Annotated in this window: 22 protein-coding genes, 1 tRNA gene and 1 pseudogene; 14 read left to right on the top strand and 10 right to left on the bottom strand. The window is 70.0% G+C overall.

What is annotated here, in order from left to right; all coding sequences use genetic code 11:
• Window positions 1-361: 361 nt before the first annotated feature.
• Window positions 362-1,213: a phosphatase PAP2 family protein gene (locus ABD733_RS13505; protein WP_344797085.1), complete on the bottom strand. Its 852-nt coding sequence runs from the start codon at window positions 1,211-1,213 to the stop codon at window positions 362-364.
• 215 nt (window positions 1,214-1,428) lie between these two features.
• Between ABD733_RS13505 and ABD733_RS13500 the strand changes: the two genes are divergently transcribed.
• Window positions 1,429-1,501 (top strand) — tRNA-Arg (locus tag ABD733_RS13500).
• A 143-nt stretch (window positions 1,502-1,644) separates the two neighbouring features.
• Here ABD733_RS13500 and ABD733_RS13495 read toward each other — a convergent pair.
• From ABD733_RS13495 to ABD733_RS13485, 3 genes are all read right to left on the bottom strand, one after another.
• Window positions 1,645-2,001, bottom strand: coding sequence for an aggregation-promoting factor C-terminal-like domain-containing protein (locus ABD733_RS13495; protein WP_425552926.1), 357 nt, complete (start codon window positions 1,999-2,001; stop codon window positions 1,645-1,647).
• Window positions 1,988-2,785 (bottom strand): phosphatase PAP2 family protein, encoded by a 798-nt coding sequence (locus ABD733_RS13490; protein ID WP_344797083.1) that lies wholly within the window; start codon window positions 2,783-2,785, stop codon window positions 1,988-1,990. The genes ABD733_RS13495 and ABD733_RS13490 overlap by 14 nt, the downstream gene beginning before the upstream one ends.
• 110 nt (window positions 2,786-2,895) lie before the next feature.
• Complete coding sequence (locus ABD733_RS13485) at window positions 2,896-3,099, bottom strand: hypothetical protein (RefSeq protein WP_344797081.1); 204 nt, start codon at window positions 3,097-3,099, stop codon at window positions 2,896-2,898.
• Window positions 3,100-3,212: 113 nt separating this feature from the next.
• Between ABD733_RS13485 and ABD733_RS13480 the strand changes: the two genes are divergently transcribed.
• Window positions 3,213-3,374: a hypothetical protein gene (locus ABD733_RS13480; RefSeq protein WP_344797079.1), complete on the top strand. Its 162-nt coding sequence runs from the start codon at window positions 3,213-3,215 to the stop codon at window positions 3,372-3,374.
• A gap of 34 nt (window positions 3,375-3,408) precedes the next feature.
• Here the strand turns inward: ABD733_RS13480 and ABD733_RS13475 are convergent, their stop codons facing one another.
• The gene (locus tag ABD733_RS13475; protein WP_344797077.1) at window positions 3,409-4,134 is read right to left on the bottom strand and encodes a TetR/AcrR family transcriptional regulator; all 726 of its coding nucleotides are present in this window, start codon (window positions 4,132-4,134) and stop codon (window positions 3,409-3,411) included.
• A gap of 104 nt (window positions 4,135-4,238) precedes the next feature.
• Here ABD733_RS13475 and ABD733_RS13470 point away from each other — a divergent pair, with 104 nt between their 5' ends.
• Entirely contained in the window at window positions 4,239-5,270 is a 1,032-nt protein-coding gene (locus tag ABD733_RS13470; RefSeq protein ID WP_344797075.1) for a medium chain dehydrogenase/reductase family protein, read from the top strand.
• 151 nt (window positions 5,271-5,421) lie between these two features.
• Here ABD733_RS13470 and ABD733_RS13465 read toward each other — a convergent pair whose 3' ends face one another.
• Window positions 5,422-6,447 (bottom strand): LacI family DNA-binding transcriptional regulator, encoded by a 1,026-nt coding sequence (locus ABD733_RS13465; RefSeq protein WP_344797073.1) that lies wholly within the window; start codon window positions 6,445-6,447, stop codon window positions 5,422-5,424.
• Window positions 6,448-6,610: 163 nt separating this feature from the next.
• On the opposite strand from ABD733_RS13465, the gene ABD733_RS13460 reads away from it, so the two are divergent.
• The 5 genes from ABD733_RS13460 (at window position 6,611) to ABD733_RS13440 (ending at window position 13,540) form a co-directional block, all read left to right on the top strand.
• On the top strand, window positions 6,611-7,867 hold the full coding sequence (locus ABD733_RS13460) for a sugar ABC transporter substrate-binding protein (RefSeq protein ID WP_344797071.1): 1,257 nt from the start codon (window positions 6,611-6,613) through the stop codon (window positions 7,865-7,867).
• Window positions 7,868-7,955: 88 nt separating this feature from the next.
• On the top strand, window positions 7,956-8,930 hold the full coding sequence (locus ABD733_RS13455; protein ID WP_344797069.1) for a carbohydrate ABC transporter permease: 975 nt from the start codon (window positions 7,956-7,958) through the stop codon (window positions 8,928-8,930).
• 125 nt (window positions 8,931-9,055) lie between these two features.
• Window positions 9,056-9,817 carry a carbohydrate ABC transporter permease gene (locus tag ABD733_RS13450; RefSeq protein ID WP_344798002.1) on the top strand — a complete coding sequence of 254 codons (762 nt, stop codon included), beginning with the start codon at window positions 9,056-9,058 and terminating at the stop codon, window positions 9,815-9,817.
• Between the two features lie 2 nt (window positions 9,818-9,819).
• Window positions 9,820-11,751 carry a glycoside hydrolase family 127 protein gene (locus ABD733_RS13445; protein ID WP_344797067.1) on the top strand — a complete coding sequence of 644 codons (1,932 nt, stop codon included), beginning with the start codon at window positions 9,820-9,822 and terminating at the stop codon, window positions 11,749-11,751.
• Window positions 11,752-11,821: 70 nt separating this feature from the next.
• Window positions 11,822-13,540, top strand: a complete 1,719-nt coding sequence (locus ABD733_RS13440) for a CBM35 domain-containing protein (protein ID WP_344797065.1) — start codon at window positions 11,822-11,824, stop codon at window positions 13,538-13,540.
• A gap of 30 nt (window positions 13,541-13,570) precedes the next feature.
• Here the strand turns inward: ABD733_RS13440 and ABD733_RS13435 are convergent, their stop codons facing one another.
• From ABD733_RS13435 to ABD733_RS13425, 3 genes are read right to left on the bottom strand one after another with little or no spacing between them, the layout of a single operon-like run.
• Complete coding sequence (locus tag ABD733_RS13435) at window positions 13,571-15,274, bottom strand: ArnT family glycosyltransferase (RefSeq protein ID WP_344797063.1); 1,704 nt, start codon at window positions 15,272-15,274, stop codon at window positions 13,571-13,573.
• Window positions 15,274-17,709, bottom strand: a complete 2,436-nt coding sequence (locus ABD733_RS13430) for a bifunctional lysylphosphatidylglycerol flippase/synthetase MprF (RefSeq protein WP_344797061.1) — start codon at window positions 17,707-17,709, stop codon at window positions 15,274-15,276. Before ABD733_RS13430 ends, ABD733_RS13435 begins: the two co-directional genes overlap by 1 nt.
• Entirely contained in the window at window positions 17,706-19,070 is a 1,365-nt protein-coding gene (locus ABD733_RS13425) for an alpha/beta hydrolase (protein ID WP_344797059.1), read from the bottom strand. The genes ABD733_RS13430 and ABD733_RS13425 overlap by 4 nt, the downstream gene beginning before the upstream one ends.
• A gap of 203 nt (window positions 19,071-19,273) precedes the next feature.
• Here ABD733_RS13425 and ABD733_RS13420 point away from each other — a divergent pair, with 203 nt between their 5' ends.
• The 5 genes from ABD733_RS13420 to ABD733_RS13400 all read left to right on the top strand — a co-directional run bounded on the left by ABD733_RS13420 (window position 19,274) and on the right by ABD733_RS13400 (window position 23,381).
• On the top strand, window positions 19,274-19,975 hold the full coding sequence (locus ABD733_RS13420; protein WP_344797057.1) for a helix-turn-helix transcriptional regulator: 702 nt from the start codon (window positions 19,274-19,276) through the stop codon (window positions 19,973-19,975).
• 98 nt (window positions 19,976-20,073) lie between these two features.
• Window positions 20,074-20,448, top strand: coding sequence for a VOC family protein (locus tag ABD733_RS13415; protein WP_344797055.1), 375 nt, complete (start codon window positions 20,074-20,076; stop codon window positions 20,446-20,448).
• Between the two features lie 181 nt (window positions 20,449-20,629).
• Window positions 20,630-21,748, top strand: a complete 1,119-nt coding sequence (locus ABD733_RS13410; protein ID WP_344797053.1) for a glutathione-independent formaldehyde dehydrogenase — start codon at window positions 20,630-20,632, stop codon at window positions 21,746-21,748.
• A gap of 2 nt (window positions 21,749-21,750) precedes the next feature.
• A complete protein-coding gene (locus ABD733_RS13405) occupies window positions 21,751-22,215 on the top strand; it encodes a hypothetical protein (RefSeq protein WP_344797051.1) in 465 nt (154 codons plus the stop codon).
• Window positions 22,216-22,250: 35 nt separating this feature from the next.
• Window positions 22,251-23,381: a zinc-dependent alcohol dehydrogenase gene (locus ABD733_RS13400; protein ID WP_344797049.1), complete on the top strand. Its 1,131-nt coding sequence runs from the start codon at window positions 22,251-22,253 to the stop codon at window positions 23,379-23,381.
• A 152-nt stretch (window positions 23,382-23,533) separates the two neighbouring features.
• Here the strand turns inward: ABD733_RS13400 and ABD733_RS13395 are convergent, their stop codons facing one another.
• The gene (locus tag ABD733_RS13395) at window positions 23,534-23,818 is read right to left on the bottom strand and encodes a hypothetical protein (protein ID WP_344797047.1); all 285 of its coding nucleotides are present in this window, start codon (window positions 23,816-23,818) and stop codon (window positions 23,534-23,536) included.
• Between the two features lie 377 nt (window positions 23,819-24,195).
• On the opposite strand from ABD733_RS13395, the pseudogene ABD733_RS13390 reads away from it, so the two are divergent.
• Window positions 24,196-24,574 (top strand): annotated as a pseudogene (locus tag ABD733_RS13390) (hypothetical protein); the annotation flags it as partial.

Below are 24,574 nucleotides of genomic sequence, written 5' to 3'. Positions count from 1 at the left end.
AGATCGCAGTAGTCGTCGGGTGTCGGGCCCCGGGGGCGACGTCTGCTGCGATCTCGGGGGCCGGGATCCTGCGCGGGGGTGCTCCTCCTGTCGAGATCGCAGTTCGACACGTCAGGATGCCGCGCGAGCCTGTCGAAGTGCGATCTCGCTCGGGCCTGCTGCGGCGCGGCGGCGAGGTCGCAGTAGCCGTCGGGTGGCGGGCCCCGCGTGCGACGTCTGCTGCGATCTCGCGGGCCGGATCCTGCGCGGGGGTGCTCCTGCTGTCGAGATCGCAGTTCGACGGGTCAGGATGCCGCGCGAGCCTGTCGAAGTGCGATCTCGGCGCGAGAATCCGAGACCCGCGCAGCAAGCGGGCTCACCGTCAGATCGAGCGGTCGAGCTTCCAGGCGAGCCAGGCCGTCGCGATGACGACGCCCGCCGAGAGGAGCCGCGCGCCCACGAGGACTCCGGGGCCGGTCGACATCGTGACGGTCATGTCGGAGCCGATGCCGATCGAGAAGACGGCCCCGGCAGCAGCCAGCGTCGCGACCATGGCGAGGCCGAGCACGCCCGACGTGAAGCCGTGCGCCCTGCGCCCGACCGTGTCGCGGGGGTCGTTCGACCAGAGGGCCGCGGCGCTCCGGACGATGGCGAGCCACAGCATGACGACCGCGCACGCCCCGCACACGTCGCTGACTCGGTGCCAGCCGTAGGCGACCGTCTGCTCGGCGACGAGGGCTGCGAAGGCCGTCCCGATGATCATGATGACCGGGCGCAGCCGGCGACCGAACGCCGTGGCCAGGGCGAGGACGACGGCCACCGCGATCGTCGCGTGGCCGCTCGGGAAGCTGTTGCTCAGCGTGAGAGTCGTCAGCTCGGGCCGCGGCGCGATCGCCTTGATGACCTGCGTCGTGGCGATGGCGCCGATGATGAGTGTGGCCGACTGCAGGGCCGCGCCGGGCCGCCGCCGCACGATGGCGATCAGGACCACGACGCCCACGACGACCAGCACGGCCGGGATCGAGATGGCGTCGAGCGCCCGCCCCGACTTGAGGAGGGTCCCGCCGTCCACCGACCGCAGGATGCTGTCTTCGATCTGCTGCCCGGGCTTCGTCAGGACCGCCACGGAGTACACGCCGCCCAGGGCGACGACCGACGCGACACTCGTCAGGATCCACCGCGCCGGCACCTGACGGCGGACAGCCGTCGAGGCGGAGACAGTGGTCGCGTTCACCGTCCAATCCAACCGCACCCCTCCTGACAAGTGGCTCAGTCCCGCCCGGCAAAGCTCGGTGAGCAGACGTCCGGCCGGGGCACAGCGGACTCCCACCGAGAGGCCGCGCAGGATGCTCGCCCCGGCTCCGATTCGCGCCCCCGCCCACGCTCGTGTAATGTTTCCTCTGGCCAATCGGCCACTAGAAACGTGCCTGAAGCGCGGTTCTGAGAAATGCGCCTGTAGCTCAACGGATAGAGCATCTGACTACGGATCAGAAGGTTGGGGGTTCGAGTCCCTCCAGGCGCACACTGGTTGAGACAGTACTGCTGGGAGAAGAGATTCTCCGGCAGCGAGAAGCCCCGCACCGAGGTGCGGGGCTTTTTCGTGCCGGTCCGCACCGCTGGCCGGACTGCCCACCGCTGACCGCAGCCGAACGGTAGACCGAGCCCCTAGTACGAGTTGTACGCCTGACTGTTCGCCCAGGCGGCGCACGGCGTCCCATAGCGGGCTGCGATGTAGCCGAGGCCCCAGGTGATCTGCGTCGCCGGGTTCGTCTGCCAGTCGACTCCGGCCGACGCCATCTTCGAGCCGGGGAACGACTGCGGGATGCCGTACGCTCCGCCGGCCGGGTTGTAGGCGTAGACGTTCCAGCCCGACTCCTTGTTCCACAACGAGACGAGGCAGGAGAGGCCGGGGTGGCGTACGCCGGGACGGCGAGCGGCCCGAGGAGCAGGGCTGCAGGGGCCGCGAACGCGACGGCCCGGCGCACCGAGCGCGAGGAGGCGTGCCGGCTCAGCCCCGCGCATCCTGCGATGTCAGGTAGAGGCGGTGGCTCGTGATGACGAGGGCCAGCCAGCCGGTGCCCGTGGTCCAGCCGACCGCGACGTCGGTGAACCAGTGGGCGCCGAGCAGGACCCGCGAGAGGCCGACCGTGACCGCAGTCGCGGCCGCGGCGCCGACGGTCGCGGCCTGTGGCCCGGTGCGGCGCTGCTGCAGAGCGACGAGGTAGGCGGCCGTGCCGAGGACCGTCGTCGCGTTGAGCGTGTGCCCGGACGGGAACGACGGCGACTTCTCATAGGGCGGGATCGCGTCGCGGCGGTGCGGCCGGTTGCGGTGGATGATGCCCTTACCGGCCAGCGTCATCGCGAGCGATCCGGCCCCGGCGGCGGTCATCAGGGTCAGCGGCGTGAGGTGCCGCTCGCGGGACGCCAGGGCCAGAGCCCCGCCGAGCGCCAGGATCGGCATGCCCACCGGCCCGAAGCCGCGCGCGATCCCGGCGGCCGCCGCATCGAGGGCGGGGGAGCGGAGGCGCTTGCCGAGAGCCAGGGCCGGACCGTCGAGGCTCTCGATCCCGTTCCGGCTCGTGACGCCGTCGTAGATGCGCGAGGCGCCGAAGGAGGCGGCTGCCGCGACGGCCACGCCGACGGCGAGCGTCCCGACGAGGGCGCGGTGGTCGCCCACGCGGTCGGCGAGGCTCCGGTGCCGCTCGGCGAGGCGCTGCCCGGTCCGGGACCGCCACTCGGTGACGTCTCTCCGGCCGACGCGGCGGTCGGAGCGGTCGTCGTCAGTGTCGGGTGCGCTGGAGGTCATGAGACCAGAGTGACCCTCGACCCTCGGTGCTCCCCACCGAGGGACGCGGAACGACGAGGACGACGCAGAACGACGGGGACGACGCGAACGACGCAGAACGACGAGGACGATCAGGCGCCCTCGCGCGACCACGGGCGGCGGCCGGTCCGGATCCGGTAGGCGACGAGCAGAGCCGTGACGGACGCCACGAGACCGAGCGCCCAGCCGAGGTAGACGGCGTGGAGGATCGCCGTGATGGCGAGGGCGGCGGCTGTAGCGGCGCAGAGGTACAGACCCGCTAGGACGAACCCCCGTGTGCGGCGTCGTCGTTCCATGGTGACCCACCTCCCCTGGTGCAAAGAGTATGCGTCTGCAACAAGCTCTTCAGCCCCCCGTTCTGGAGCACGGGGAGACCGATGTCGGTGGCTGCCGGTAGACCTGCAGGGTCATGACCAGTAGAGCCCCTCAAGACTCCCGTCCGCCGCACCCGCGCGTGATCTCGCGACCCCGCGCGGGCACGCCGATCCCGCAGCTCTTCGCGCCCTTCGTGCTGAGCCTCGACTCCGACGACTACACCGGCGCCGCCCTCGAGGCCGAGACGCGAGCCTGACGGAGCGTCTGCCGCGGGCCCGCCCCGACGGGCTTCAGACGCGGGCCAGGCGCTCGCGCAGCTCCTCCACCTCGGCCGCGTAGAGCTTGGCCGGGTCGAGCCCGGCCGCCTCGAGGTGGCCGCCCAGCTCCAGACTGATCACGCCGTGCAGGCGCGTCCAGGCGGAGACCGCCGTGCTCAAGATCAGCGGACTCACCTCGGCGAGACCCGACCTGGCCGACCACGCTCGGATCGTCCCCTCGAGCTCGGGCGCGAGCGGCGTCGATCCTGCGCGCCCCTCGGGGGAGGAGTCCGAGCGGGAAGCGCCGATCATGGCGTCGACGATGACCGCCATGCTCTTCGACGAGGCGGCGACGGTGCGCTCGGCGGCGAACTCGCGGCCGGAGCCGAAGCCGGTCTGGAAGATCAGGCGGTACGCGTTCGGGTGCGCTGTCGCCCAGGTGCGGCTGGCCGTGAGGACGGCCACGAGCCGGGCGTCGTCGCCGGCGTCCGCTGCGGTCGCATCGGCGGAGGCGGCCGCGAGGCTGTCGGCGAAGTCGTCGTATGCGTCGACCACGAGGTCGGCGAGCAGGGCGTCGCGATTCTCGAAGTAGCGGTAGACCGCGGCCGGAGACATCGACATCTGCCGGACGATGCCGCTCAGCGACACGGCGTCGGGCCCGCCCTCCCGGATCTGCTCCATGGCCAGCGACTTGATCTCCTGGACCGTCTGCAGGCGCCGCTCCTCGCGGCGCGTGGGCCGTCGTGTCTCCGTCGTCATGACCCCTCCGGTGCTGTCGAGTACTACTCCTTGACACAGTAACACCCCATCAATAGTGTGAAGGGTATTCACAAAGCGACAGAGAGTCGCAGAAGGAGGGCCTCATGGTCTCCGCCACCGCCACGCGCGTCATCCTGCCGGGCCTCGTCGAGGCGTCCGGGCTCGTCGTCACGACGACTCCCGTCCCGAGTCCGGCAGCCGGCCAGTACCTGGTCGAGGTCGAGGCCACCGGCATCTCGTACGCGGAGCAGGCGATGCGCCGCGGCCGCTACTTCGGTCAGCCGGCGTTCCCCTTCACGCCCGGGTACGACCTCGTCGGGCGGGTCGTCGAGGCCGGTGCCGGTGCCGATCCTGCGCTCGTCGGCCGGCGGGTGGCGTCGATGACCAAGACCGGCGCCTGGGCCGGCAGCGTCGTCGTGGAGGCCCGCGACACTGTCGTCGTCCCGGACGGCGTCTCGGCCGAGGACGCCGAGACCGTGGTCGTGAACGGTGTGACCGCGTGGCAGATGCTGCACCGCGCCGCGCGGGTGCGGCCCGGCCAGACGATCCTGGTCTTCGGGTCGAACGGCGGAGTCGGCGGCATCCTGATCCAGCTCGCCCAGCACCACGGGGTCCGGGTGATCGGGGCCGCGTCCCCGCGCCACCACGAGGCTCTCCGCGCCGCGGGCGTGATCCCGGTCGACTACCACGACCCCGATCTGGCCGCGGTCGTGCGTCGGGTCGCCCCCGGCGGGGTCGACGCGGTCTTCGACAACATCGGCGGTGCGACGACCACGACGTCGTGGGAGCTGCTCGCCCGGGGCGGCACGCTCGTCTCGTACGCGATCATCGACGCCGTCAGCGGCACCGGCGGGCTGCTGCGCCCGTTCCTGGGCGCATTCGGGCTGGCCCTGCTCCGGACGGCGCTCCCGAACGGCCGGAGGGCCACCTTCTACGACCTCTGGGCCGGGCACCGGACCAGCCCGGCCCGGTTCCGCCGCCGCCTCGAGGAGGACCTCGGGCACGTCTTCGAGCTTCTCCGCACCGGGACGATCACGGCGAACATCGCGGCGCGGTTCCCGCTGTCCGAGGCGGCCGCAGCCCTCGAGCTCGCCGAGTCGCGCACCCTGAACGGGAAGGTGATCCTCGTCCCGTGAGGCGCGCGCCGCGGGTTTCTCAGCCGTTTCTGGGACCGCGCCTGGTCTCGTGATCCTGCGGCCGGCCCTTTCCCCCGGGGGTCGGCCGCACTTCTGTCGCTGCCGCAGCCGCTGCCGCAGTGACCGACTCTGCGGGGCTGGTTCCGATTCGTCAGGCCGACTGCCGTGCGACCACGTGCACGGGCTCATACGACCGGCCGGGCTGCACGGTCCCGGCGATCGCGTCGACGAGGCGCTGCGCGGCGACCCGCCCCAGGTGCTGGAGGTTCATGTCGATGCTCGTGAGCGGCGGCCGAGACTCCTGGACGAGGATGTCCCAGTTGTCGAAGCCGATGACGGCGATGTCGTCGGGCACGCGCTTGCCGAGATCGCGGAGGCTGTCGAGGACTCCGCGAGCGATGTGGTCGCTGCCTCCGATCACAGCGTCGATGCCGGAGTCGCCGGTGGCGAGGAGCCGTCCGCAGTCGCGGCCCCAGGCCTCGCCCCACTGGCCGAACAGGGAGTGCCCACCGACGAGCTCGAGCCCGTGGTCGGCCAGCTCTGCTGTCACACCGGCTGCTCGATCCTGCGCCGCAGCATAGGAGGCCTCTCCGTTGACGAGTGCGATCCTGCGTCGACCGGAGTCGAGCAGGTGTCGGACCGCGAGTCGGCCTGCCAGGACGTTGTCCGGCGTCACCGACATGTGCGAGTCGTCTGTCGACGGCGCGTAGACGTAGACGACCGGCACGTCGGCGAAGACGGATGCCGGGGGCCTGGGGTTCGTCGTCCGCCCCACGATGAGGAGCCCGTCGACCTTCCGGCTCATGAGGGTCTCGATGTGGAGCTGTTCGCGCAGGACGTCGTCTCGCGCATCCGCCAGCAGGACGCTCAGCGAACCCGATCCGAAAGCGTCTTCGGCCCCGAGCAGGATCGGCAGGACGAAGCGGTTGTCCAGATCGCTCGTGACCATGCCGATCGTGTTGGTCCGGGACGAGTTGAGTGCTCTGGCGAAGAAGTTCGGGGTGAAGTCGAGAGCCGCCGCGGCAGCTTCGACTCGGAGTCTCGTCGCCTCCTTGACGTGCGTGCGCTTGTTGAGCGCCTTGGATGCGGTGGCGACGGACACGCCCGCAGCCCGCGCCACATCCGAGAGGGTCACCTTGGGCGGCTGCTCCCGACCGAGACCGCTCGTCGTCGTCATGACCCGAAATTAGTTCAGGAATGCCTTGACAGGCAAGTCGCGGGCCGAATATGGTCTCACCGAAAACAGTTTCGGTTTTGATTTCAACGGAGAGATCCTGTTCGCACCGAGGGCCTCTCCGCCCCGCACCCTGCAGAAGCACTGCATTCAGAGAGGAATCCCAGTGGTCTCGTTCTTCACTCGCCGCCGCACGATCGCCGCAGTAGTCGGCATCGCAGCAGCCTCGGTCGCCCTCACGGGCTGTGCCGGAAACTCCGGATCCGGCGGTGGCTCCGCCGCCAAGGGCACCTACACCTTCTGGGACCCGTACCCCCAGTTCGATGCTTCGTCCGCCTGGACGAAAGCGGTTGAGAAGTGCGGGACCGCAGCGGGTGTCACGGTCAAGCGCACCGGGTACGACACCTCCGACCTGACGAGCAAGGCGCTCCTCGCCGGGCAGCAGAGCAATTCGCCCGACCTCCTCCTCGTCGACAACCCCGTCGTCTCGACCCTCGCGGACGCCGGGATCCTGACGGACACCTCTGAGACCAAGACCAGCACCAGCGGCATCGAGAAGAACATCCTCGCCGCCGGGCAGGTGGACGGGAAGACCTACGGCGTCCCCATCGGAGCCAACACGCTGGCGCTCTACTACAACAAGAAGATCCTCACGGCCGCCGGCGTCGACGCCTCGAGCATCACGGACTGGTCGTCCCTCACGGCCGCGTTGAAGAAGGTGGACGCGATCGGCAAGAAGGGGATCACGTTCTCGGCGATCGGCACGGAGGAGGGCAGCTTCCAGTTCCTGCCCTGGTACTGGGGCTCCGGTGCCGAGCTGACGAAGCTCGACTCCTCCAAGGCCGTCGATGCGCTCAGCCTCTGGACCGACTGGGTGAAGGAGGGCTACGCGCCGAACTCCGTCATCAACAACACGCAGACGACCTCCTGGCAGGAGTTCCTCACCGGGAACTTCGCGTTCAGCGAGAACGGCACCTGGCAGCTCGCCGGCGTCAAGGCCTCCGACATCGACTACGGCATCATCTCGATCCCCGCGAAGGACGGCGGCGCAGCTCCGGCGCCGACCGGAGGCGAGTTCCTGACGCTCCCCGTGCAGAAGGACTCCGCCCGCTACGCGGTCTCGAAGAAGATCCAGTCGTGCCTGACGAGCACGAAGAACTTCGTCTCGACCGACACCACGCTGTCGTACGTCGCCCCGACCGAGGCCGCTCAGAAGGAGCAGCTCGCCGCCGACCCGGACCTCAAGCCCTGGGTGACCGCCGTCGGTGATGCGAAGGGGCGCACGAGCGACAACCTCGGCACGAAGTACCCGAAGATCTCGGAGCAGCTGTGGAAGGCGGTCCAGAACAGCCTGAGCGGTTCGACCAGCCCCGAGAAGGCGCTCCAGGAAGCTCAGACGGCCGCAGCGGCCGCCACCAAGTAGCAGCAGTCGGCCGAGCGCCGGCTCGAACACAGCACCGCCTCCACCGCCGGGCGACTCCGGCACGGTGGCCGAACAGGAGAACGACACCATGAGCACGACGATCATCGATCGACCTGAGGCCCCCGTGCCGGAGAGGGGGCCGGCCGTCTCGGCCGGCCCCCCGCGCCCGACACTCGCGAAGAGGTTCCGCGCCGAGCAGCTCACCGCGTGGGCGTTCATCGCCCCCGTCGTGGCCTACCTGGCGATCTTCTACGCCTACCCGCTGTATCGGAACGTCGACCTGTCGGTGCGCGACTACACCGTGCGCAGCTTCATCGACGGATCGGCCCCCTTCGTCGGCCTCGCCAACTTCGTGGCGGTGTTCCAGAGCCCCACCTTCGGTCCGGCGCTCACGAACACGCTGCTCTTCACGGGCGTCTCGATCCTCTTCCAGTTCTCCCTCGGCATGGCCCTCGCCGTGTTCTTCTTCCAGAACTTCCGTCTCTCCTCGACGCTCCGGGCGCTGTTCCTGGTGCCGTGGCTCCTCCCGCTCATCGTGAGCGCGTCGACTTGGTCGTGGATGATGAACAGCGACTCCGGCGTCATCAACTCGGTCATCTCGTCGTTCGGCGGTGGTCAGGTGAACTGGCTCACCTCCCCGCAGTGGGCGCTCACGGCCGTCATCATCGCGAACATCTGGATCGGGATCCCGTTCAACCTCGTCATCCTGTACAGCGGCCTCCAGAACATCTCGACCGACATCTACGAGGCCGCGGCCCTCGACGGGGCGAACGCCTGGCAGAAGTTCTGGCGGATCACCTTCCCGCTGCTCCGGCCGGTCTCGGCTATAACGATCCTGCTCGGCCTCGTCTACACGCTCAAGGTCTTCGACATCATCTGGATCATGACCAAGGGCGGCCCGGGCGACGCCTCCACGACCTTCGCCATCTGGTCGTACCAGCTCGGCTTCGGGTCGACCCTGCCGAGCTTCAGCCCCGCGGCCGCGGTCGGCAACCTGCTGATCGTCATGGCCCTGATCTTCGGATTCCTCTACCTCCGCGTGCAGAGAAAGCAGGCCCAGTGATGTCCGCCACAGTCACCCCGATCGGTCGCCGTGCGCGGACGATCCCCTCGACCCCGGACGCGCAGGTCCGGCGTCGCAAGCGCGGTCTCGGCAAGACCCTCCTCGGGATCGTCTTCACCGCGATCATGCTCTTCCCCATCTACTGGATGATCAACGTCTCGCTGACGCCGCAGTCGCAGATGCGCAGCACCCCGCCCTCCTGGTTCCCCTTCCACCCGACCTTCGACGGCTACGCGGCCGTCCTGCAGCAGCAGCTCCCATACCTGGGCACCAGCCTCGTGATCGGACTCGGCACGGTCCTGCTGACGGTCGCCGTCTCGGCCCCGGCGGCGTACTCGCTCGCGAAGCTGCGTCCTCGAGGCGGAGGAGCGCTGTCGTTCGTGCTGCTCGTAGCGCAGATGATCCCGCAGGTGATCGTCGCGATGGGCTTCTACGCCATCTATCTGAACCTCGGGATCCTGAACCAGCCGGTCGGGCTGATCATCGCCGACTCGACACTTGCCGTCCCGTTCGGCGTGCTCATCTTCACCGCCTTCATGTCGGGCATCCCCGACGAGCTGATGTCGGCCGCGAAGCTCGACGGCGCCGGCACCTGGCGCACCTTCACGTCGATCGTCCTGCCCGTCAGCCGCAACTCCATCGTGACGGTGAGCCTGTTCGCCTTCCTGTGGGCCTGGAGCGACTTCGTCTTCTCCTCGACTCTGAACTCGGGCGGCGACCTCCAGACGATCACCCTCGGCATCTACCGGTACATCGGCAACAACAACCAGGACTGGAACTCCATCATGGCGACCGCCGTCGTCGCCTCCATCCCCGCGACGATCCTCCTCGTCGTCGCCCAGCGCTACGTCGCCGCCGGTGTCACGGCCGGTGCCGTGAAGGACTGACCATGACCGACACGATGAACGAGACCGCGGCCCCCGTCCGATCGGCGGCGCCCGGTCGCCGAGGCGGTCCTGTGCGGCCGAGCACCTCGATCCTGCAGCCCCTCGACGCGGGCGAGATCCACCTCACCAAGGGCTACTGGCGCGACTGGCAGCGGCTGAACGCCGACGTCGTCCTGGCGCACTGCGAGCACTGGATGGAGCGGATCGGCTGGATCGGCAACTTCGACCGTGCCGCGTCGCACGAGGAGGGCTGGGAGCACGCGGGCATCGAGTTCGTCGACTCCGAGGTCTACAAGCTGCTCGAGGGCATGGCCTGGGAACTCGGACGCGAACCGCACGGCGACCTTCAGAACCGCTACGACGCGCTCGTCTCGAGGGTCGCGGCCGCGCAGGATCCGGACGGCTACCTCCACACGAGCTTCGGGCGGCGCTGGCAGCGCGAGCGGTACTCCGACCTCGAGTGGGGTCACGAGCTCTACTGCTTCGGGCACCTGATCCAGGCGGCCGTCGCCAGGATCCGCACGTCGGGCTCGGGTCGGCTCGTCGATGTCGCGATCCGTCTCGCAGACCACCTCTACGAGACGTTCGGCCCGGACGGCAGGATCGCGGTCTGCGGCCACCCCGAGATCGAGCCGGCCCTCGTCGAGCTCGGCCGCGCGACTGGAGATGCGCGCTACGTCGAGCTCGCCCGGCTCTTCGTCGAGCGCCGGGGTCACGGCCTCCTCGAGCCCATCGAGTACGGCCAGGAGTACTTCCAGGACGACGTGCCCGTCCGAGAGGCCTCCACGCTCCGCGGGCACGCCGTCCGCGCTCTCTATCTCGCCTCGGGGGCGCTCGACGTCGCCGTCGAGACGGGCGACGAGGCCCTCGCGGAGGCGGTGACCCGGCAGTGGCGGCACACTGTCGGCACGCGCACCTACGTCACCGGGGGCATGGGCTCGCACCACCAGGACGAGGCCTTCGGGGCGGACTTCGAACTGCCGCCGGACCGCGCCTACGCCGAGACCTGTGCGGGCATCGCCTCGAACATGCTTTCGTGGCGGCTGCTGCTTCAGCACGGCGACGCCCGCTACGCCGACCTCCTCGAGCGCACACTCCTCAACACGGTCCTCGCCTCTCCCCGCGAGGACGGCCGCGCCTTCTTCTACACGAACACCCTCCACCAGCGTGTGCCCGGCACGGCGCCGGACGAGACCAGGATCAACGCCCGGGCCCTCTCGAGCCTCCGGGCCCCCTGGTTCGAGGTGTCCTGCTGCCCGACGAACGTCGCACGGACACTGGCGAGCGTCGAGCTGTACTTCGCCACGAAGACCGCCGACGGAGTCCAGCTGCACCAGTACGGCGACTACGACGTCGATGTCACGCTCGACTCGGGTGCCGTCGCGGGCTTCAGCGTCCGGAGCGGCTACCCCTTCGACGGACACGTCGTCGTCACGTCCCGGACACGGACGTCGGAGCCCACGACGCTGACCCTCCGCATCCCGGCGTGGGCGGGGAGCGCCGTCGTCACCGTGGGATCGGACGCCCCCGTCACTGTCGAGGGCGACTCCGTCGTCATCCGCCGCGTCTTCGAGCCGGCCGACGTCGTCGTCCTGGAGCTGCCGATGGAGGCGCGCTGGGTTCGCCCCGATCCGCGGATCGACGCCGTCCGAGGCACCGTCGCCGTCGAGCGCGGCCCCCTCGTCCTGTGTCTGGAGCAGCCGGCGGACGCCGTCTCCGTCAACGACCTCGTCGTCGACACCTCCGACACCCTCTGGACCACCGACCGCGGTGCCGCCGTCTCGCTCAAGCGGACGGCGACTCCGGAGTCGGGCTGGCCCTACGGCGAACCGGCGACCGAGTCGGAGCCTCCCGTCCGGGGTCAGCTCATCCCCTACGCGCAGTGGGCGAACGACGGCCCCTCCACCATGCGGGTCTGGCTGCCCATGGCCTGACCCGCCGAGACGTCGCTCCGGCGACCCGCCCACCCGGGCATCCTCCCCATCCCCTGCAAAGGAGCACGGCATGAGAAAACGAATACTGACCGCATCCCTCGCCACGACCGCGCTGATAGCGAGCAGCGTGCTCGTCGGCGCCGGCGCTGCACAGGCCGACACGAACACCCTTGTCGTGAACGCCGGGGCGGTCCTCCGCCCTGTGACGCACGTCGCCGACGGCGGGCTCTACTCGCTCGCCACGACCACCACCCCCGACCCGACTCTCCTCCCGCCGCTCCGACTCAATCAGCTCACGCAGCCGGCACCGGGCGTCCAGCAGATCGGCAACGGTGCCACAGTGGCCACCGGCGACGCCCTCAAGGTCGCGCCCGTCGCCACGAGCGTCGGAGCTCAGACGACGATCCGGATGGCCGACATCTACCCGGGCTTCCCGTATCAGGGCGTGACAGTCCCGGGCTACCTCCAGAAGGTCGACACGATGGTCCGAGCGCGCCTCGCGGCCGCGTCTACCACGAACCTCAACGGGTGGGAGCTCTGGAACGAGCCCGACGGGACCTGGGACACCGCGAACAACGGCCCGTTCAACGACGCCTGGGTCAAGATCTACAACGAGGTCAAGAAGTACGACACCGTGACGCCGATCGTCGGCCCCAGCATCAGCACCTACAACCACGACACGATGCTCGCGTTCCTGAAGAACGACGTCGCGAACAACACCGTGCCCGACGTCATCTCCTGGCACGAACTCAACAGCGGCGCCGACGGCTGGAACCTCATCACCAGCCACGTCGCCGACCTGAAGGCAATCGAGGCGCAGCTCGGGATCACGCCCCGGCCCATCTCCATCAACGAGTACGCGGCCCCCGACCAGGTCGACGTCCCGAGCGCCGCGCTGCACTACGTCGCGCAGTTCGAACGGGCCGGAGTCCGAGACGCGGAGAGGGCCTACTGGTTCGAGTCCGGGACGGTGAACGGTCTGCTGTACAACGACAAGCCCACCGCCTCGTACTGGATGTACAAGTGGTACGGCGACATGGCCGGCACCATGCTGCCCGTGACCGCGTCGAACTTCCTCGACGGCATCGCGGCGCAGGACTCGACTCGCAAGATCGTCAACGTGGTCTTCGGCGGCCAGGCGGGCACCACCACGGTCCGCGTGGACGGCCTGAGCGGCTATGGCACCCAGGTGAAGGCGACGCTGAAGTTCACGCCCGGCTCCGGCCGGCAGACGAACGTCGCAGCCCCGACCGCTCTCGGATCGCAGACCCTCGACGTCGTCAACGGCTCCGTCACCGTCCCGGTGTCCGCCGCCGCCGACTACCAGGGCGCCTACCAGCTCGTCGTCACGCCCCTGAACGGGCCGACGACCGCGACGCAGCAGACCTACGAGGCCGAGAACGCCACCGTGGTGAACGCCCAGCGCCTGTCGTCGCCGACCGCCTCCAACGGCGGCTACGTCGGACGCATCGACGGCACGGGCGACGCTCGCACCGACAGCTTCGTCGACTTCCTGGTGGACGTCCCGACCGCCGGCACCTACTCGATGGCGGTGCGCTACGCCAACGGCGGCACGACCACGTCGACGCAGGGACTCGCCTACAACGGCGGCGCATTCTCCACGGTCTCCTACCCGTCGACCGGCACCTGGGGGACCTTCTCGAACTCCGTCTCGACGAACGTGACGCTGAAGGCGGGCTCGAACGTGATCCGACTCGCCAAGGGATCACCGAACTTCGCCGGGGGCACGGGCTATGCCGAGATCGACTCGATCACGCTGACCCGATAGGCGAGGGCCGGAGGCGCCGCGGGGACGGCGTCACGGCGAGCGGGGCTCGGCCTTCGGGGGCCGGGCCCCGCTCTCGGCTTTGTCCGCCGCACCGCACCCTGCAGCCCCTGTCTCATACAGGAACAGCCGCGCCTCGCCCGCGACGAGGAACCTCCGGTACGGCACGTCGCCCACGAGACGCCACGCGGCGGGAGGGTTCGGCTTCGCCTCGGTGCTGACGACGACGCACGACGGCGACTTCGAGAACAGGCCCGCGAACGAACCGCCGGCGTGATCGCGGTCGATCACGCCGCGCGGGGAGTGCCAGCCGAGCCACTCCATGCCGGCGTCGATGCGGGTCGCCGGGACCCCTCGCCGCTCCTGGGCCGTGCCGACGTCCCAGCGCGTCCTGTCGAACGCCCACGCGTTTGCCGCGATCGCCGACGAGAGCCCGAAGACGGCGAGCAGGGCGACAACCCCGGTCAGTCGCGGCGCCGCAGTGACCGCGAAGCGCCGCAGCCCGCGCGGCCGGAGCGTCTCCGGCTCCGCCGTCGGCGTCAGGACCCGCAGCAGGATCCAGGGCGCGAGCGGGATCAGGTAGCGCCCGTAGACCTGCTGGTCGGCGGCGAACGTCACGGCGGTCCCCGCGATCGTGAGCACGCCGAAGGCGGTCAGCAGGGGCACGTCCCGGACGCGCGGCCGGGTCAGCTCGGCCGCCAGGAGGGCCCCGCAGATCAGCGCGAAGAGCACGACCAGCCGCCAGTGGCTCTCGCTGAAGACGACCCGGTCGGGCGCGAGGGCCTCGGTGTAGGCGCCGTTCGACGACAGGTAGTTCGGTAGGAAGAAGCCTCGTGCTCCCGTCTGCCGATAGGCCAGACCGCCCACCAGGGCGACCGCGAGGGCGGCCACCCAGCCGCGGGTCCGCCAGCGCGCGGGCCGAGCCACGAGGAGGGCGACGGGGCCGACGACGAGCGCCAGCTCGAAGTACGCCCGCACCGAGTTCAGGCTCACCGAGTCGAGCGGGTCCGGGCGGAGCGCGAGCGCCACGTGGTCGCCGTCCGGGAGGCGGCTCTGCCAGAGGCTGAACGCGGCGAGGAGCCCGGCGAAGACGACGGCCAGGGCGACGACGTGCCGGCGCCGGATCCGGTGACCGGCACCCGACTGCGTCAGGGCGACGAACAGGATCGCGACCGGCGCGGCGATCCCCTGGATCCGGATCGTACACGCCCAGAGCCCGGCGAGGACAGCCAGTCCCAGGATCCAGGCGCGGTCGCGTCGCAGGGCGAGGTCGCCGAGGTACAGGGCGAGGAATGCGGCGGCGACTGTGGGGATGTCGGCCATGAACGACGTCGTCAGGAGCGTGAAGCCCGGCCAGAACGAGAGCGCCGCGACGGCGACGCCGGCTCGGCGCGGGCCGACGCGCGGGGCCAGGATCTCGTGCACGCAGAACAGCAGGACCGCGCCCAGCACGGCCACGAACACCTGCTGCGCCACGAGCGACCGCCCGAGCGGGCCGAGGACGACGACCTGGCCGAGGAGGGCGGAGCGGTTCCAGCCGAGCAGGCGGATGCGGCCGGTCTCGGCGAAGTGCTCCGCGATCCTGCTGTACGACCAGGCGTCGTTGTGGGGGATCGAGAGGTTGCCCGAGAGGCCCGCGACGGCGAGCGGGGCCGCGATGCCGACGAGCAGGGCGGCGCCGAGCCAGCCGTAGCGGTGCAGGCCACGGCGCACGCCCCGGCGGACGCCCTCGCCCATCAGCCCTGGCCCCCTCGGCGCAGCAGCGACGGGATCCGCCGCGGCGACAGCGTCGGCATGTACGCGCGGGCCAGCGCGGTGCCGATCACGGGCAGCTGCAGCGGGTCGGGGTAGGCCATCAGCAGCGGCTCGAGCTCCGGCTGGAACTTCAGCTTGAAGGTCAGGAGCGACCGGAACCCGTAGCTCGGCTCGAGGGTGCGGCTGAGGAACGTGAGGAGGCGCTCGGTCTGCGAGGGGGAGGCGCTCGCCGGAACCTGCGTCGCCAGCGGTGCCGCGGAGAGGCTCACGAACTCGATGCCGTCGGCCTGCGCGCGGAGGGCGGTGCTCGCGATGAGGAACTCCATGACGCCGTTCATCGTCTCGGGCGCGCGCCGCATGAAGTCGAGGGTCCAGCCGACGACGACGCCGTCGCGCCAGGTCGGCAGCCAGCTCGTCACCGCGAGCACCCGGCCGTCGCCGTCGACGGCCAGCATCAGCCGCACGTCGGGGTCGTCCATCTCCTCGACGCTGCCGAGGGTGAAGCCCATCTCGGGCAGGGCCTTGTCGGCGACCCAGGCCTCCGAGATCTCCTCGATCTGGCGCAGGATCGCGGGCGGCAGCTCGGCGAAGCGCGTCCACTCCGCCCGGACGCCGTTCGCCGCCGCCCGGTTGATGCTGGAGCGGATGTCCTGCCACTTCTTCCCCTGCATCCGGAACTCCCGCGGCCGGATCGTGGTCTCCTCCGCGACCTGGATCGACGTCCAGCCGATCCGGTCGAAGGCCCCGCGGAGGTCCGCCGACACGCTGTAGAAGACCGGCGTCAGGCCCTCGTCGTCGCACCAGGAGGCGAAGAGCGCGACCACCTCGGGGCGGCGATCGGGGTCGCCGAGGGGGTCGCCGAGCGTGATCGCGGTCGTGCCGACGCGGCGGTAGGCGACGGCGGCGAGGCCGTCGGGGGTGAACCAGTAGGCGTTGCCGGGCCAGGTGGCGAGGTGCGAGAGCGATCCTGCGGAGCCTCGGCGCAGGATCGCGCGCACCCGCGCCCGGTCGTCGCCGCTGGTCTCGAGCCGCTCCGCACGCCGGGCGGCGACGAGCAGGGCGACGGCGAGCAGCAGCCAGAACAGCGCGCCCACGGAGTCGAAGGCGACCCGGGCGAGGCCGCCCATCGGGACCGGACCGAGGTGCTCCGGCCCGATGAAGCCGACCGGCACGAAGCGCTGCGGAGCGAGCAGGATCAGCCGGGTCACCTGCCCGCGCGGGCGGAAGTCGTCGGAGTAACTGAGCGCCACGAGCAGGTAGACCGCGAGCAGCACCACGAAGCCCGCCACGATCGTGGCCGCGAACGCCCGCCGGACCCGCTTCGGGGTCTCGACCGCGAAGTGCCGGAGGAACACCAGCAGGAGGAGCGCGACGGCGAGAGGAGCCGCGATCGACAGCCCGTGGACGACCAGGACCCGGAAGCGGTCGGGCCGGACCCCGGTCTCGGGGTCGACCGCGAGCGGCAGCACCGCGTAGTAGACGAGCGCGAGGATCCCGAGGAGCAGGTCGACCCCGATCGCCACCAGGACCGCGAGGCGGCTGCCGCGGCGGATCAGCGCGGCGGCGATCAGCAGGGTGACGAGGGGGAGGACGCTGAGCGCGATCGTGCCCGGGCCGTGCGCGCCGGCCAGGGCGCTGTCGCGGAGGCAGGTCTCGCTCAGCGGCGGCTGAGCCGGGAACAGCGGCCGCGTGGCGCAGCGCTCGAGAGCCGCGCGACTGACGGCGTAGCGGTCGCGGAACAGGCCGCCGAGCGGGGCGAGCAGGCCGACGGGGGCGTGCGCCGACAGGGTGATGAGCGGGCCGACGGCGGTCAGGGCGACGACTCCGGACAGCAGGATGCGGGCCTCGTGCCTGGAGCTCCGGGCCCACGCCACCGGCGCCGCGCCGCCCTCGCGGAGGAGCCGCCCGACGAGGAGGCCGGCCAGGGCGCCGAGGAGGGCGTCGATGCTCGACGCCCGCCCGTCGTAGAGGACGAGCGCGATGATCGCCGCGAAGCCGAGGAGGCGGATGCGGCGTCGCCAGAGCGGGCCGACCACGGCGCTCGCCGCCATGAGGGCCGCGAGGGAGGGGGTCAGCGGGGCGAAGGTCGGGTGCGTGGCGAGATCGGTCGCCCAGTCCGCGTCGATCCGCTGCGCCGCGAACGTCGTCACGGCGGCCGCCGTCCCGGCCGCGACGACTCCCGCCCCGGCGGCGATCAGCGCGCGGACCCAGCCGAGACGGCGCTCGGCGACGCCGATCAGCACGACTGCGGCCAGGGCGGCGAGGATCCGCTCGGTGAGGGGGCCCGGATAGATCGCGACGACCACCGCGACGGCGAGGCTGAGGGGCTGCTGCCGGGCCGCGTCGACGACGTGCGTCACCCAGCCGTCGCGCCGCGTCGTGATCCTGCGCGGCTCCTGGTCGGTCGGGGCGGTCACGGTCGCGCCGCCGCGGCCGAGAGCCCGAAGCGCGGGTACAGCACCTCGAACCCGCGGGCGAAGCCGTTGGTCGCGGTGGTCCAGTCGTGGGCGCTGCCGGGGCTGATGTAGCGCGTGACCGCGATGCCGTGCGAGGCGGCGAGGGCCGACATCACCCTCGTGTTCGCGCCGTACTTCTTGTCGAACTGGCCGACGGCGAAGACGCCGACGAGGTCGTGGTACGTGCCGTGCTTCGCCATGATCGTCGCGGGTTTCGCGGCGTCGAAGGCGGCCGTGCTCCCGTGGAAGCCCTGCGCGACGGCCTGCTCGTCGGTGTCGAGGGTCGGGTACTCCTGCCCGGAGACGTCGATGAACGAGCCGAACACGTCGGGGTGGGCCGAGGCGAACTGGATCGAGCAGGTCGCGCCCTGCGAGAAGCCGCCGACCGCCCACGCCTGCCGGCCCGCGGCCACGTGGAGGTGCTGCCGGATCCAGGTCGTGACGTCGGTCAGGATGTAGGTCGCGCTGTTCCCGAGAGGCGAGTCGACGCACATCGGGTTGTCCTCGCTGGCTCCGAGCTGGTCGGGCACGACGACGATCGGCGCCAGGCCGTGGTTCTTCGCGGCGAGGGCGTTCAGCGTCTCGGGCACGTTGCCGGCGTCGATCACCGAGCTCGGGCTCGCCGGCTGACCCGACATCAGGATCACGACGGGCAGGGCGGGAGCGTCCTTCACCAGGGCCGCCGGCGGCAGGTACACCATCGCGTCGCGCGCTGCGAAGTGCGAGACCGTGCCGGGGATCGCCACCTCGCCCACGCGCCCCTTCGTCGGCATGCCGGCCGGGGCCTTCCAGGTGCGGTAGAGCGTCGGGTCGAAGGCGTCCGACGTCGTGGCCGCGCCCTTCCCGTCGGCGCGGGTGTGCGCGCGATCCTGGGGCAGCAGGATCCGGCGGAACCCGTTCAACCCCAGCAGCTGTCCCGGCGTCAGGAACTCGCCCACGTCGCGGTTGATCGCGAGGCCCGCCGCGAGAACCGTCGCGACGATCATCAGGATCGCCAGGATCTTCCGCACCGCCCCCGCCCGCACGATGTTGACGAGACCGACGAGCACGGCGGCGAACGCGGCCCCGGTCCAGATCCGGTCGACCCAGGTCGGCGACACGTCGAAGGCGTTCTGCACGTCGCCGACGTACCAGATCGTCGCCCCGCCGGCAGCGGCCCCGACGACGACGGCCGGGACGATCCACCGCCACCAGTGGCCCTTCCGCGTCGGGAGCAGCAGGGCGATCACGAGGACCGCGGCGACGACGTCGACCGTGAGGAGGACCGGGAGAGTGGTGATCGGCAGGTTCTCGAACCAGTGCGTCACGGAGGTGCTGTTCATGGATCTTCTTCGGCGAGAGGCGGAGCGAGCAGGAGAGCTCATCGGGAGTTCAGGACGGATCCTGTGCCCGGGAAGAGACTTCTGGTGTCGCCAATGGGAGAGCCGACAGGAGCCTGCGCGCTCGCCGTGAGGACTCTCGCGGATGCTGTGCGGGGCGGTCGGTCGCATCACTGCGCGGGCGCGACCTGTCGGATGATGGGACGGTGAATCGCACCGATCGTCTCTACGCTCTCGTCGAGGAGCTGCGGGCGGTGTCTCCCCGGCCGCGGAGCGCGCGTCGTCTCGCAGAGCGGTTCGAGGTGTCCGTGCGGACGATCGAGCGGGATCTCGCCGCGTTGCAGCAGTCGGGTCTGCCGATCTGGGCGGAGGCCGGCCGAGCCGGTGGGTACGTCATCGACGCGTCGGCGACCCTCGGACCGGCGGGCTTCACCCTGGACGAAGCCCTCGCAGTGTTGATCGGGCTCAGCGCCCTCCAGCACAGCCCGTTCCGGCAGTCTGCCCGGACTGCCGCCCGGAAGATGCTTGCGGTCATGCCGGACCGCGACGCGGCCCGCGCAAGCGCCGTCGCCTCCCGCGTGCACTTCCTGGAGAGCGAAGAAGACGCGATCGCTCCGGTCGAGTTCGCCGAGGCTCTGCGTGCGGACCGTGTCGTGCAGCTGCGATACCAGGATGCCAGCGGTGCGGAGTCGACGCGGGATGCCGAACCGCTGGGGTCGATCGTGAAGGAGGGGCAGTGGTACCTGATCGCCTGGTGCCGACTCCGAGACGGCGTGCGAGCGTTCCGCGGAGACCGGATGCTGTCGATCACGGTCACCGGCGAGAGGTCGCCGATGCGCGCCCTCCGCTCTGAGGACCTCGCAATCCAGTACGGACGACTCCGCTCCGTCGTCGACGCCGACCGCTGATCCGCAGCTGCTTTTCTCGCTGAACACCGACAGGACGGTGTCGCGGTGACCGGCGAGGCTGATGCTTCCGAGTCAGTTCCGCCCTCTGAAGGATCCCCATGTCATTCGCATCCATCCGCATCGTCACCGACGACCTCGAAGGGCTCGTCGCCTTCTACGAGCAGATCACCGGCCAGCAGGCCGAGCGCCCCGCTCCGGTCTTCGCCCAGTTCAGCGGCCCTGGCGCGAACCTCGCGATCGCCAGCACCGCCACCGTCGCGATGCTCGGCGGCGCTCTCGCTCCTGCCACGAACCGGTCCGTGTTCATCGAGTTCGAGGTCGCTGACGTCGACGGCGACTTCGCTCGCCTCCGACTCCCGAGCGAAGACGTCGTCCTCGAGCCGACGACGATGCCCTGGGGCAACCGCTCCGCGCTGATCCGCGACCCCGACGGCAACGTCGTCAACCTGTTCAGCGGGCCTGCCGCCGACTAGGCGGTGCGCCGTCTTGCCAGCGACCGCCTCAGCGGTGGGCGGCTAGTCCGTGGCGCCGTAAACGAGCGAGACGAAGAGCGCAGTGACGCCCACTACGACAGCGGTCGCTACCAGAGGCGCCCACCAGGCTCGGTGAGCCCCGTTTCTTCTCGACGAGCGCCATCCCACGAGAGACCTCGCGATGCCCAGGACCGCGACGAGCGGAACAGCGAGCGAGCTGACGGCGCCCGTGCTGGTGCGAGTCACGACCACGAACATCTGCGGGTCCGACCTGCACATGTACGAGGGCCGCACCAGTTTCGAGACAGGACGGTGGTTCGGGCACGAGAACATGGGCGAGGTCGTCGAGGTGGGCAGCGGCGTCGACAAGATCGAAGTGGGGGATCACGTCGTCCTGCCGTTCAATGTGGCGTGCGGGCACTGCAAGAACTGCGAGCGGGGACTCACGAACTACTGCCTCACCGCCCAGCCCGTCCCGGAGTGGGCAGGCGCGGCGTACGAATTCGCCGACATGGGGCCGTGGGCGGGCGGTCAGGCTGAGCTGCTCCGGGTGCCCTGGGCCGACTTCAACTGCCTTCGACTGGGCGAGGACGCCGAGGAGAGGTCGAGCGACTACGTGATGCTGGCCGACATCTTCCCGACCGGCTACCACGCGACGGAGATGGCGGGAGTGCGGCCGGGAGACCAGACCGTCGTCTACGGGGCGGGCCCCGTGGGTCTGATGGCTGCCTTGTCGGCCACCATCAAGGGCGCGAGCAAGGTCATGGTCGTGGACCGCCAGCCAGATCGTCTTCGACTGGCGGAGTCGATCGGTGCCATCGCCATCGACGACTCGAAGGTCGATCCGGTCGAGGCCGTCCTCGAGCAGACGATGGGGCTCGGGGCCGACAACGGGTGCGAGTGCGTCGGCTATCAGGCGCACGATCCGGGCGGAGACGAGCAGCCGAACCTCACGCTCAACCGGCTCGTCCAGTCCGTCCGATTCACTGGACGGATCGGTACCGTCGGCGTGTTCGTGCCCCAGGATCCGGGGGGCGCCGACGAGCTCGCCAAGCAGGGGCAGGTCGCCCTCGACATGGGACTCCACTGGTTCAAGGGCCAGACCATGGCCACGGGACAGGCGCCGGTCAAGAAGTACAACCGCCAGCTGCGCGACCTGATCGCGGCAGGCAAGGCGACTCCGTCGTTCATCGTCAGTCACGAGCTGCCACTCGACCAAGCTCCGGAGGCCTTCGAGCACTTCGACAAGCGCGAAGACGGCTGGACCAAGGTCGTCCTCAAGCCCGGAGAGGCGGCATGATCATGGCGAACAAGGCAGCGGTCGCAGCCGGAGTCGGCGCCGCAGGAGTGGCGGCGGGCCTCGTCGCGCGCACCCTCGTGAAGAAGGAGCGCGAGTCGGACGGGGACGGAGCGCACCCCGAGGGCTGGAAGGCCGTCACGATCCTGGGCGAGGCAGGGGACTTCTCGAGCGGCCGGTATCCCGAGCCGCTGCAGCGGTTGGCGGACTCGCTCGAGATCCGAGTCGAACGTGCCCCAGGCGACAAGGGATTCGAGGTCCATGCCCGGATCCGGGAGGGGATCGACCTCGCCGCGGACGGCGATCCTGCGAAGGCGCTCCGGGAGGCACTGCGCGACGCCAAGCAGCTCGTCGAGACCGGCGAGATCCTGAGGGCGACACCGAGGCCGCACGGCGATCGACCGAGCACGCTGCTCGGAGGCGCCGTCGACAAGGCGGAAGACGATGCGAAGGGCGAGGGTGTGCTGTGAAGGCTCTGTGTTGGACCGGCGTGAACGAACTGTCGGTGGAGAACGTCGATGATCCCGGGATCCTCAATGCGCAGGATGCCATCGTCAAGGTGACGCTGAGCACGACCTGCGGCTCGGACCTGCACCTCCTCGGCGGATACGTCCCGACCATGCGAGCAGGAGACGTGCTCGGCCACGAATTCATCGGAGAGGTCGTCGAGGTCGGCTCGGCCGTGGCCAAGCACAAGGTCGGTGACCGCGTGGTCGTCTGCTCATTCATCAGCTGCGGGAACTGCTGGTACTGCCGCAACGAGCTCTACTCGCTCTGCGACAACGGCAATCCGAACGCAGGCATCCCCGAGGCGCTCTGGGGCCAGGCGCCCGGCGGCTGCTACGGCTACTCCCACGCGCTCGGGGGGTGGGCCGGCAGTCATGCCGAATACATCCGCGTGCCGTACGCCGACCAGGGGGCCTTCCCTGTTCCCGATGGGGTCAGCGACGAGAGAGCGCTCTTCGCCTCTGACGCGGCCCCGACCGGGTGGATGGGAGCGGATCTCGGCGGCGTCCGACCCGGAGACACCGTCGCCGTCTGGGGGGCCGGCGGCGTCGGACAGATGGCAGCCCGCGCCTCGCTTCTGCTCGGCGCCGAGCGGGTGATCGTGATCGACCGCTTCCAGGAACGGCTGGCGCAGGTCGAGCAGGTCATCGGCGCCGAGACCATGAACTACGAGACCAGCGAGGTGAACGCCGAGCTGCGCGAACTGACAGGTGGGCGCGGCCCCGACGTCTGTATCGAGGCGGTCGGGATGGAGGCCCACCGCGACGGCCCCGACTTCGCCTACGACCAGGTGAAGCAGCAGCTGCGCTTGCAGACCGACAGGCCGACGGCCGTCCGCGAGGCGGTCTTCGCTGCGCGGAAGGGCGGCAGCGTCTTCGTGCTGGGCGTCTTCGGCGGCTTCGTGGACAAGTTCCCCCTCGGCGCTGTCATGAACAAGGGCCTCACTCTCCGGTCCGCGCAACAGCACGGGCAGAGGTACATCCCGATGCTCCTCGAGCGGATGGCGAGAGACGAGCTCGTCACCGAGCACCTGGCCACGCACGTCATGCCTCTGGAGGACGGGCCCGGTGGGTACGCGATGTTCAAGGAGAAGACCGACGGGTGCGTGCGAGCGGTCTTCCGCCCCTGACCACCCGGCTTCGCCTCGTTCCCTCGCATCCGGAAGGCTCTCCGGTTCCTGGCGATTGACGACCGGTAGTCGATCCGGTTTCAGACACAGGGTGGTCTGAACGCTAACTGTCGCGCAAGCCCCGGCGGATCAGCAATCGCTTCACCCGAAGGTCATCGCGGCGTGCCCTGGCCTGCTGGGTACCCCTTCTCACCTAACCGCTTGGTGAGCTCCACCGCGATGACGGCGAGAGTGGTCCGGGTGACGGGAAGCCGGTAGATGACGTCGCGCGTTCTCAGAAGAAGGGCCGCGCCCTCGGGTTCTTTCGCGGGCCACCAGTACCTGACGATGGCGGTCGGGATCACCGTCGTCTGCCCGGACCTACCTGTCAGCGTCGCAGTCCACGACCCGTTCGATCGGAACTCGATGACGGTGGAAGCGTCGCTGATGTGTTCCACGATGCGCAGCGTGACGTTCACCGTTTCACGATCTTCAAATTCCCTGGCCGTCCGCATCTGTCATGTCCGTTCGGTTCGGAACTCGCGAGGGGATTCGATTGGTCGCTAGGCCGACGCTTCGGAGCGGGGGAGAGTCGTCCTTCTGAAACAGCGCCTTTTCTTTCGATCATGCGCGGGGTCGCGGACTCGGCTGGATTCACATGATCGCCCGGCGCCCTCCGCAGCGCACTCGTCTGCTGAGGGCTCGTGTAACGAAACGGTCACGGCCGACTCCGCTACCAAACCTTCCTCGGTGGTGCGGCGAACACATCACATCGGGTGAACACCCAACGGACGTCGATGAGACGTTCTCGTAACGTCCAACAAAGGAACAGCTCATGCGCAAGATCTCCAAAGCCGGTATCAGCTTCGCCGCCGCCGGTCTCCTCATCGCCGGTGCTGCCGGAATCGGCACCGCCGCCAACGCAGCCCCCTCCGTCCACCTCGCCGCCTCGTCGGCGAAGATCCCGGCGCCCGTCGCCGCGGTCCCCGAGATCTTCGGCGGTGACACCGGAGTCGCCCTCGACAGCAACTTCCTCGCCGCGCTGAAGAGCCTCGGCCTGACCCCCTCGACCGACGGCACGGCGACCCTCGCCGACGGCACCATCAAGTTCCCCATCACGGGCGGCTCGGTCGTGTACTGGTCCCCCAAGGGCGACTACCGCCCCTACGTCCAGGGCCTCCTCGAGCACGACGGGTCGGGCCTGAACCTGACCG

The organism is Frondihabitans peucedani (assembly GCF_039537585.1).
Classification (GTDB): Bacteria; Actinomycetota; Actinomycetes; order Actinomycetales; family Microbacteriaceae; genus Frondihabitans; species Frondihabitans peucedani.
The sequence above is the reverse complement of the archived record's forward strand: the minus strand, read 5'-3'. Positions and strand labels throughout refer to the sequence as shown.

Excerpts from the sequence above, each read along its gene's own strand:
- ABD733_RS13450 (WP_344798002.1), top strand. The coding sequence starts at position 9,056 with ATGCTCTTCCCCATCTACTGGATGATCAACGTCTCGCTGACGCCGCAG.
- ABD733_RS13435 (WP_344797063.1), bottom strand. The coding sequence starts at position 15,274 with ATGGGCGAGGGCGTCCGCCGGGGCGTGCGCCGTGGCCTGCACCGCTAC.
- ABD733_RS13405 (WP_344797051.1), top strand. The coding sequence starts at position 21,751 with ATGGCGAACAAGGCAGCGGTCGCAGCCGGAGTCGGCGCCGCAGGAGTG.
- ABD733_RS13465 (WP_344797073.1), bottom strand. The coding sequence starts at position 6,447 with ATGACGACGACGAGCGGTCTCGGTCGGGAGCAGCCGCCCAAGGTGACC.
- ABD733_RS13455 (WP_344797069.1), top strand. The coding sequence starts at position 7,956 with ATGAGCACGACGATCATCGATCGACCTGAGGCCCCCGTGCCGGAGAGG.
- ABD733_RS13490 (WP_344797083.1), bottom strand. The coding sequence starts at position 2,785 with ATGACCTCCAGCGCACCCGACACTGACGACGACCGCTCCGACCGCCGC.
- ABD733_RS13485 (WP_344797081.1), bottom strand. The coding sequence starts at position 3,099 with ATGGAACGACGACGCCGCACACGGGGGTTCGTCCTAGCGGGTCTGTAC.
- ABD733_RS13415 (WP_344797055.1), top strand. The coding sequence starts at position 20,074 with ATGTCATTCGCATCCATCCGCATCGTCACCGACGACCTCGAAGGGCTC.
- ABD733_RS13440 (WP_344797065.1), top strand. The coding sequence starts at position 11,822 with ATGAGAAAACGAATACTGACCGCATCCCTCGCCACGACCGCGCTGATA.
- ABD733_RS13495 (WP_425552926.1), bottom strand. The coding sequence starts at position 2,001 with ATGCGCGGGGCTGAGCCGGCACGCCTCCTCGCGCTCGGTGCGCCGGGC.
- ABD733_RS13475 (WP_344797077.1), bottom strand. The coding sequence starts at position 4,134 with ATGACGACGGAGACACGACGGCCCACGCGCCGCGAGGAGCGGCGCCTG.
- ABD733_RS13410 (WP_344797053.1), top strand. The coding sequence starts at position 20,630 with ATGCCCAGGACCGCGACGAGCGGAACAGCGAGCGAGCTGACGGCGCCC.
- ABD733_RS13480 (WP_344797079.1), top strand. The coding sequence starts at position 3,213 with ATGACCAGTAGAGCCCCTCAAGACTCCCGTCCGCCGCACCCGCGCGTG.
- ABD733_RS13425 (WP_344797059.1), bottom strand. The coding sequence starts at position 19,070 with ATGAACAGCACCTCCGTGACGCACTGGTTCGAGAACCTGCCGATCACC.
- ABD733_RS13470 (WP_344797075.1), top strand. The coding sequence starts at position 4,239 with ATGGTCTCCGCCACCGCCACGCGCGTCATCCTGCCGGGCCTCGTCGAG.
- ABD733_RS13445 (WP_344797067.1), top strand. The coding sequence starts at position 9,820 with ATGACCGACACGATGAACGAGACCGCGGCCCCCGTCCGATCGGCGGCG.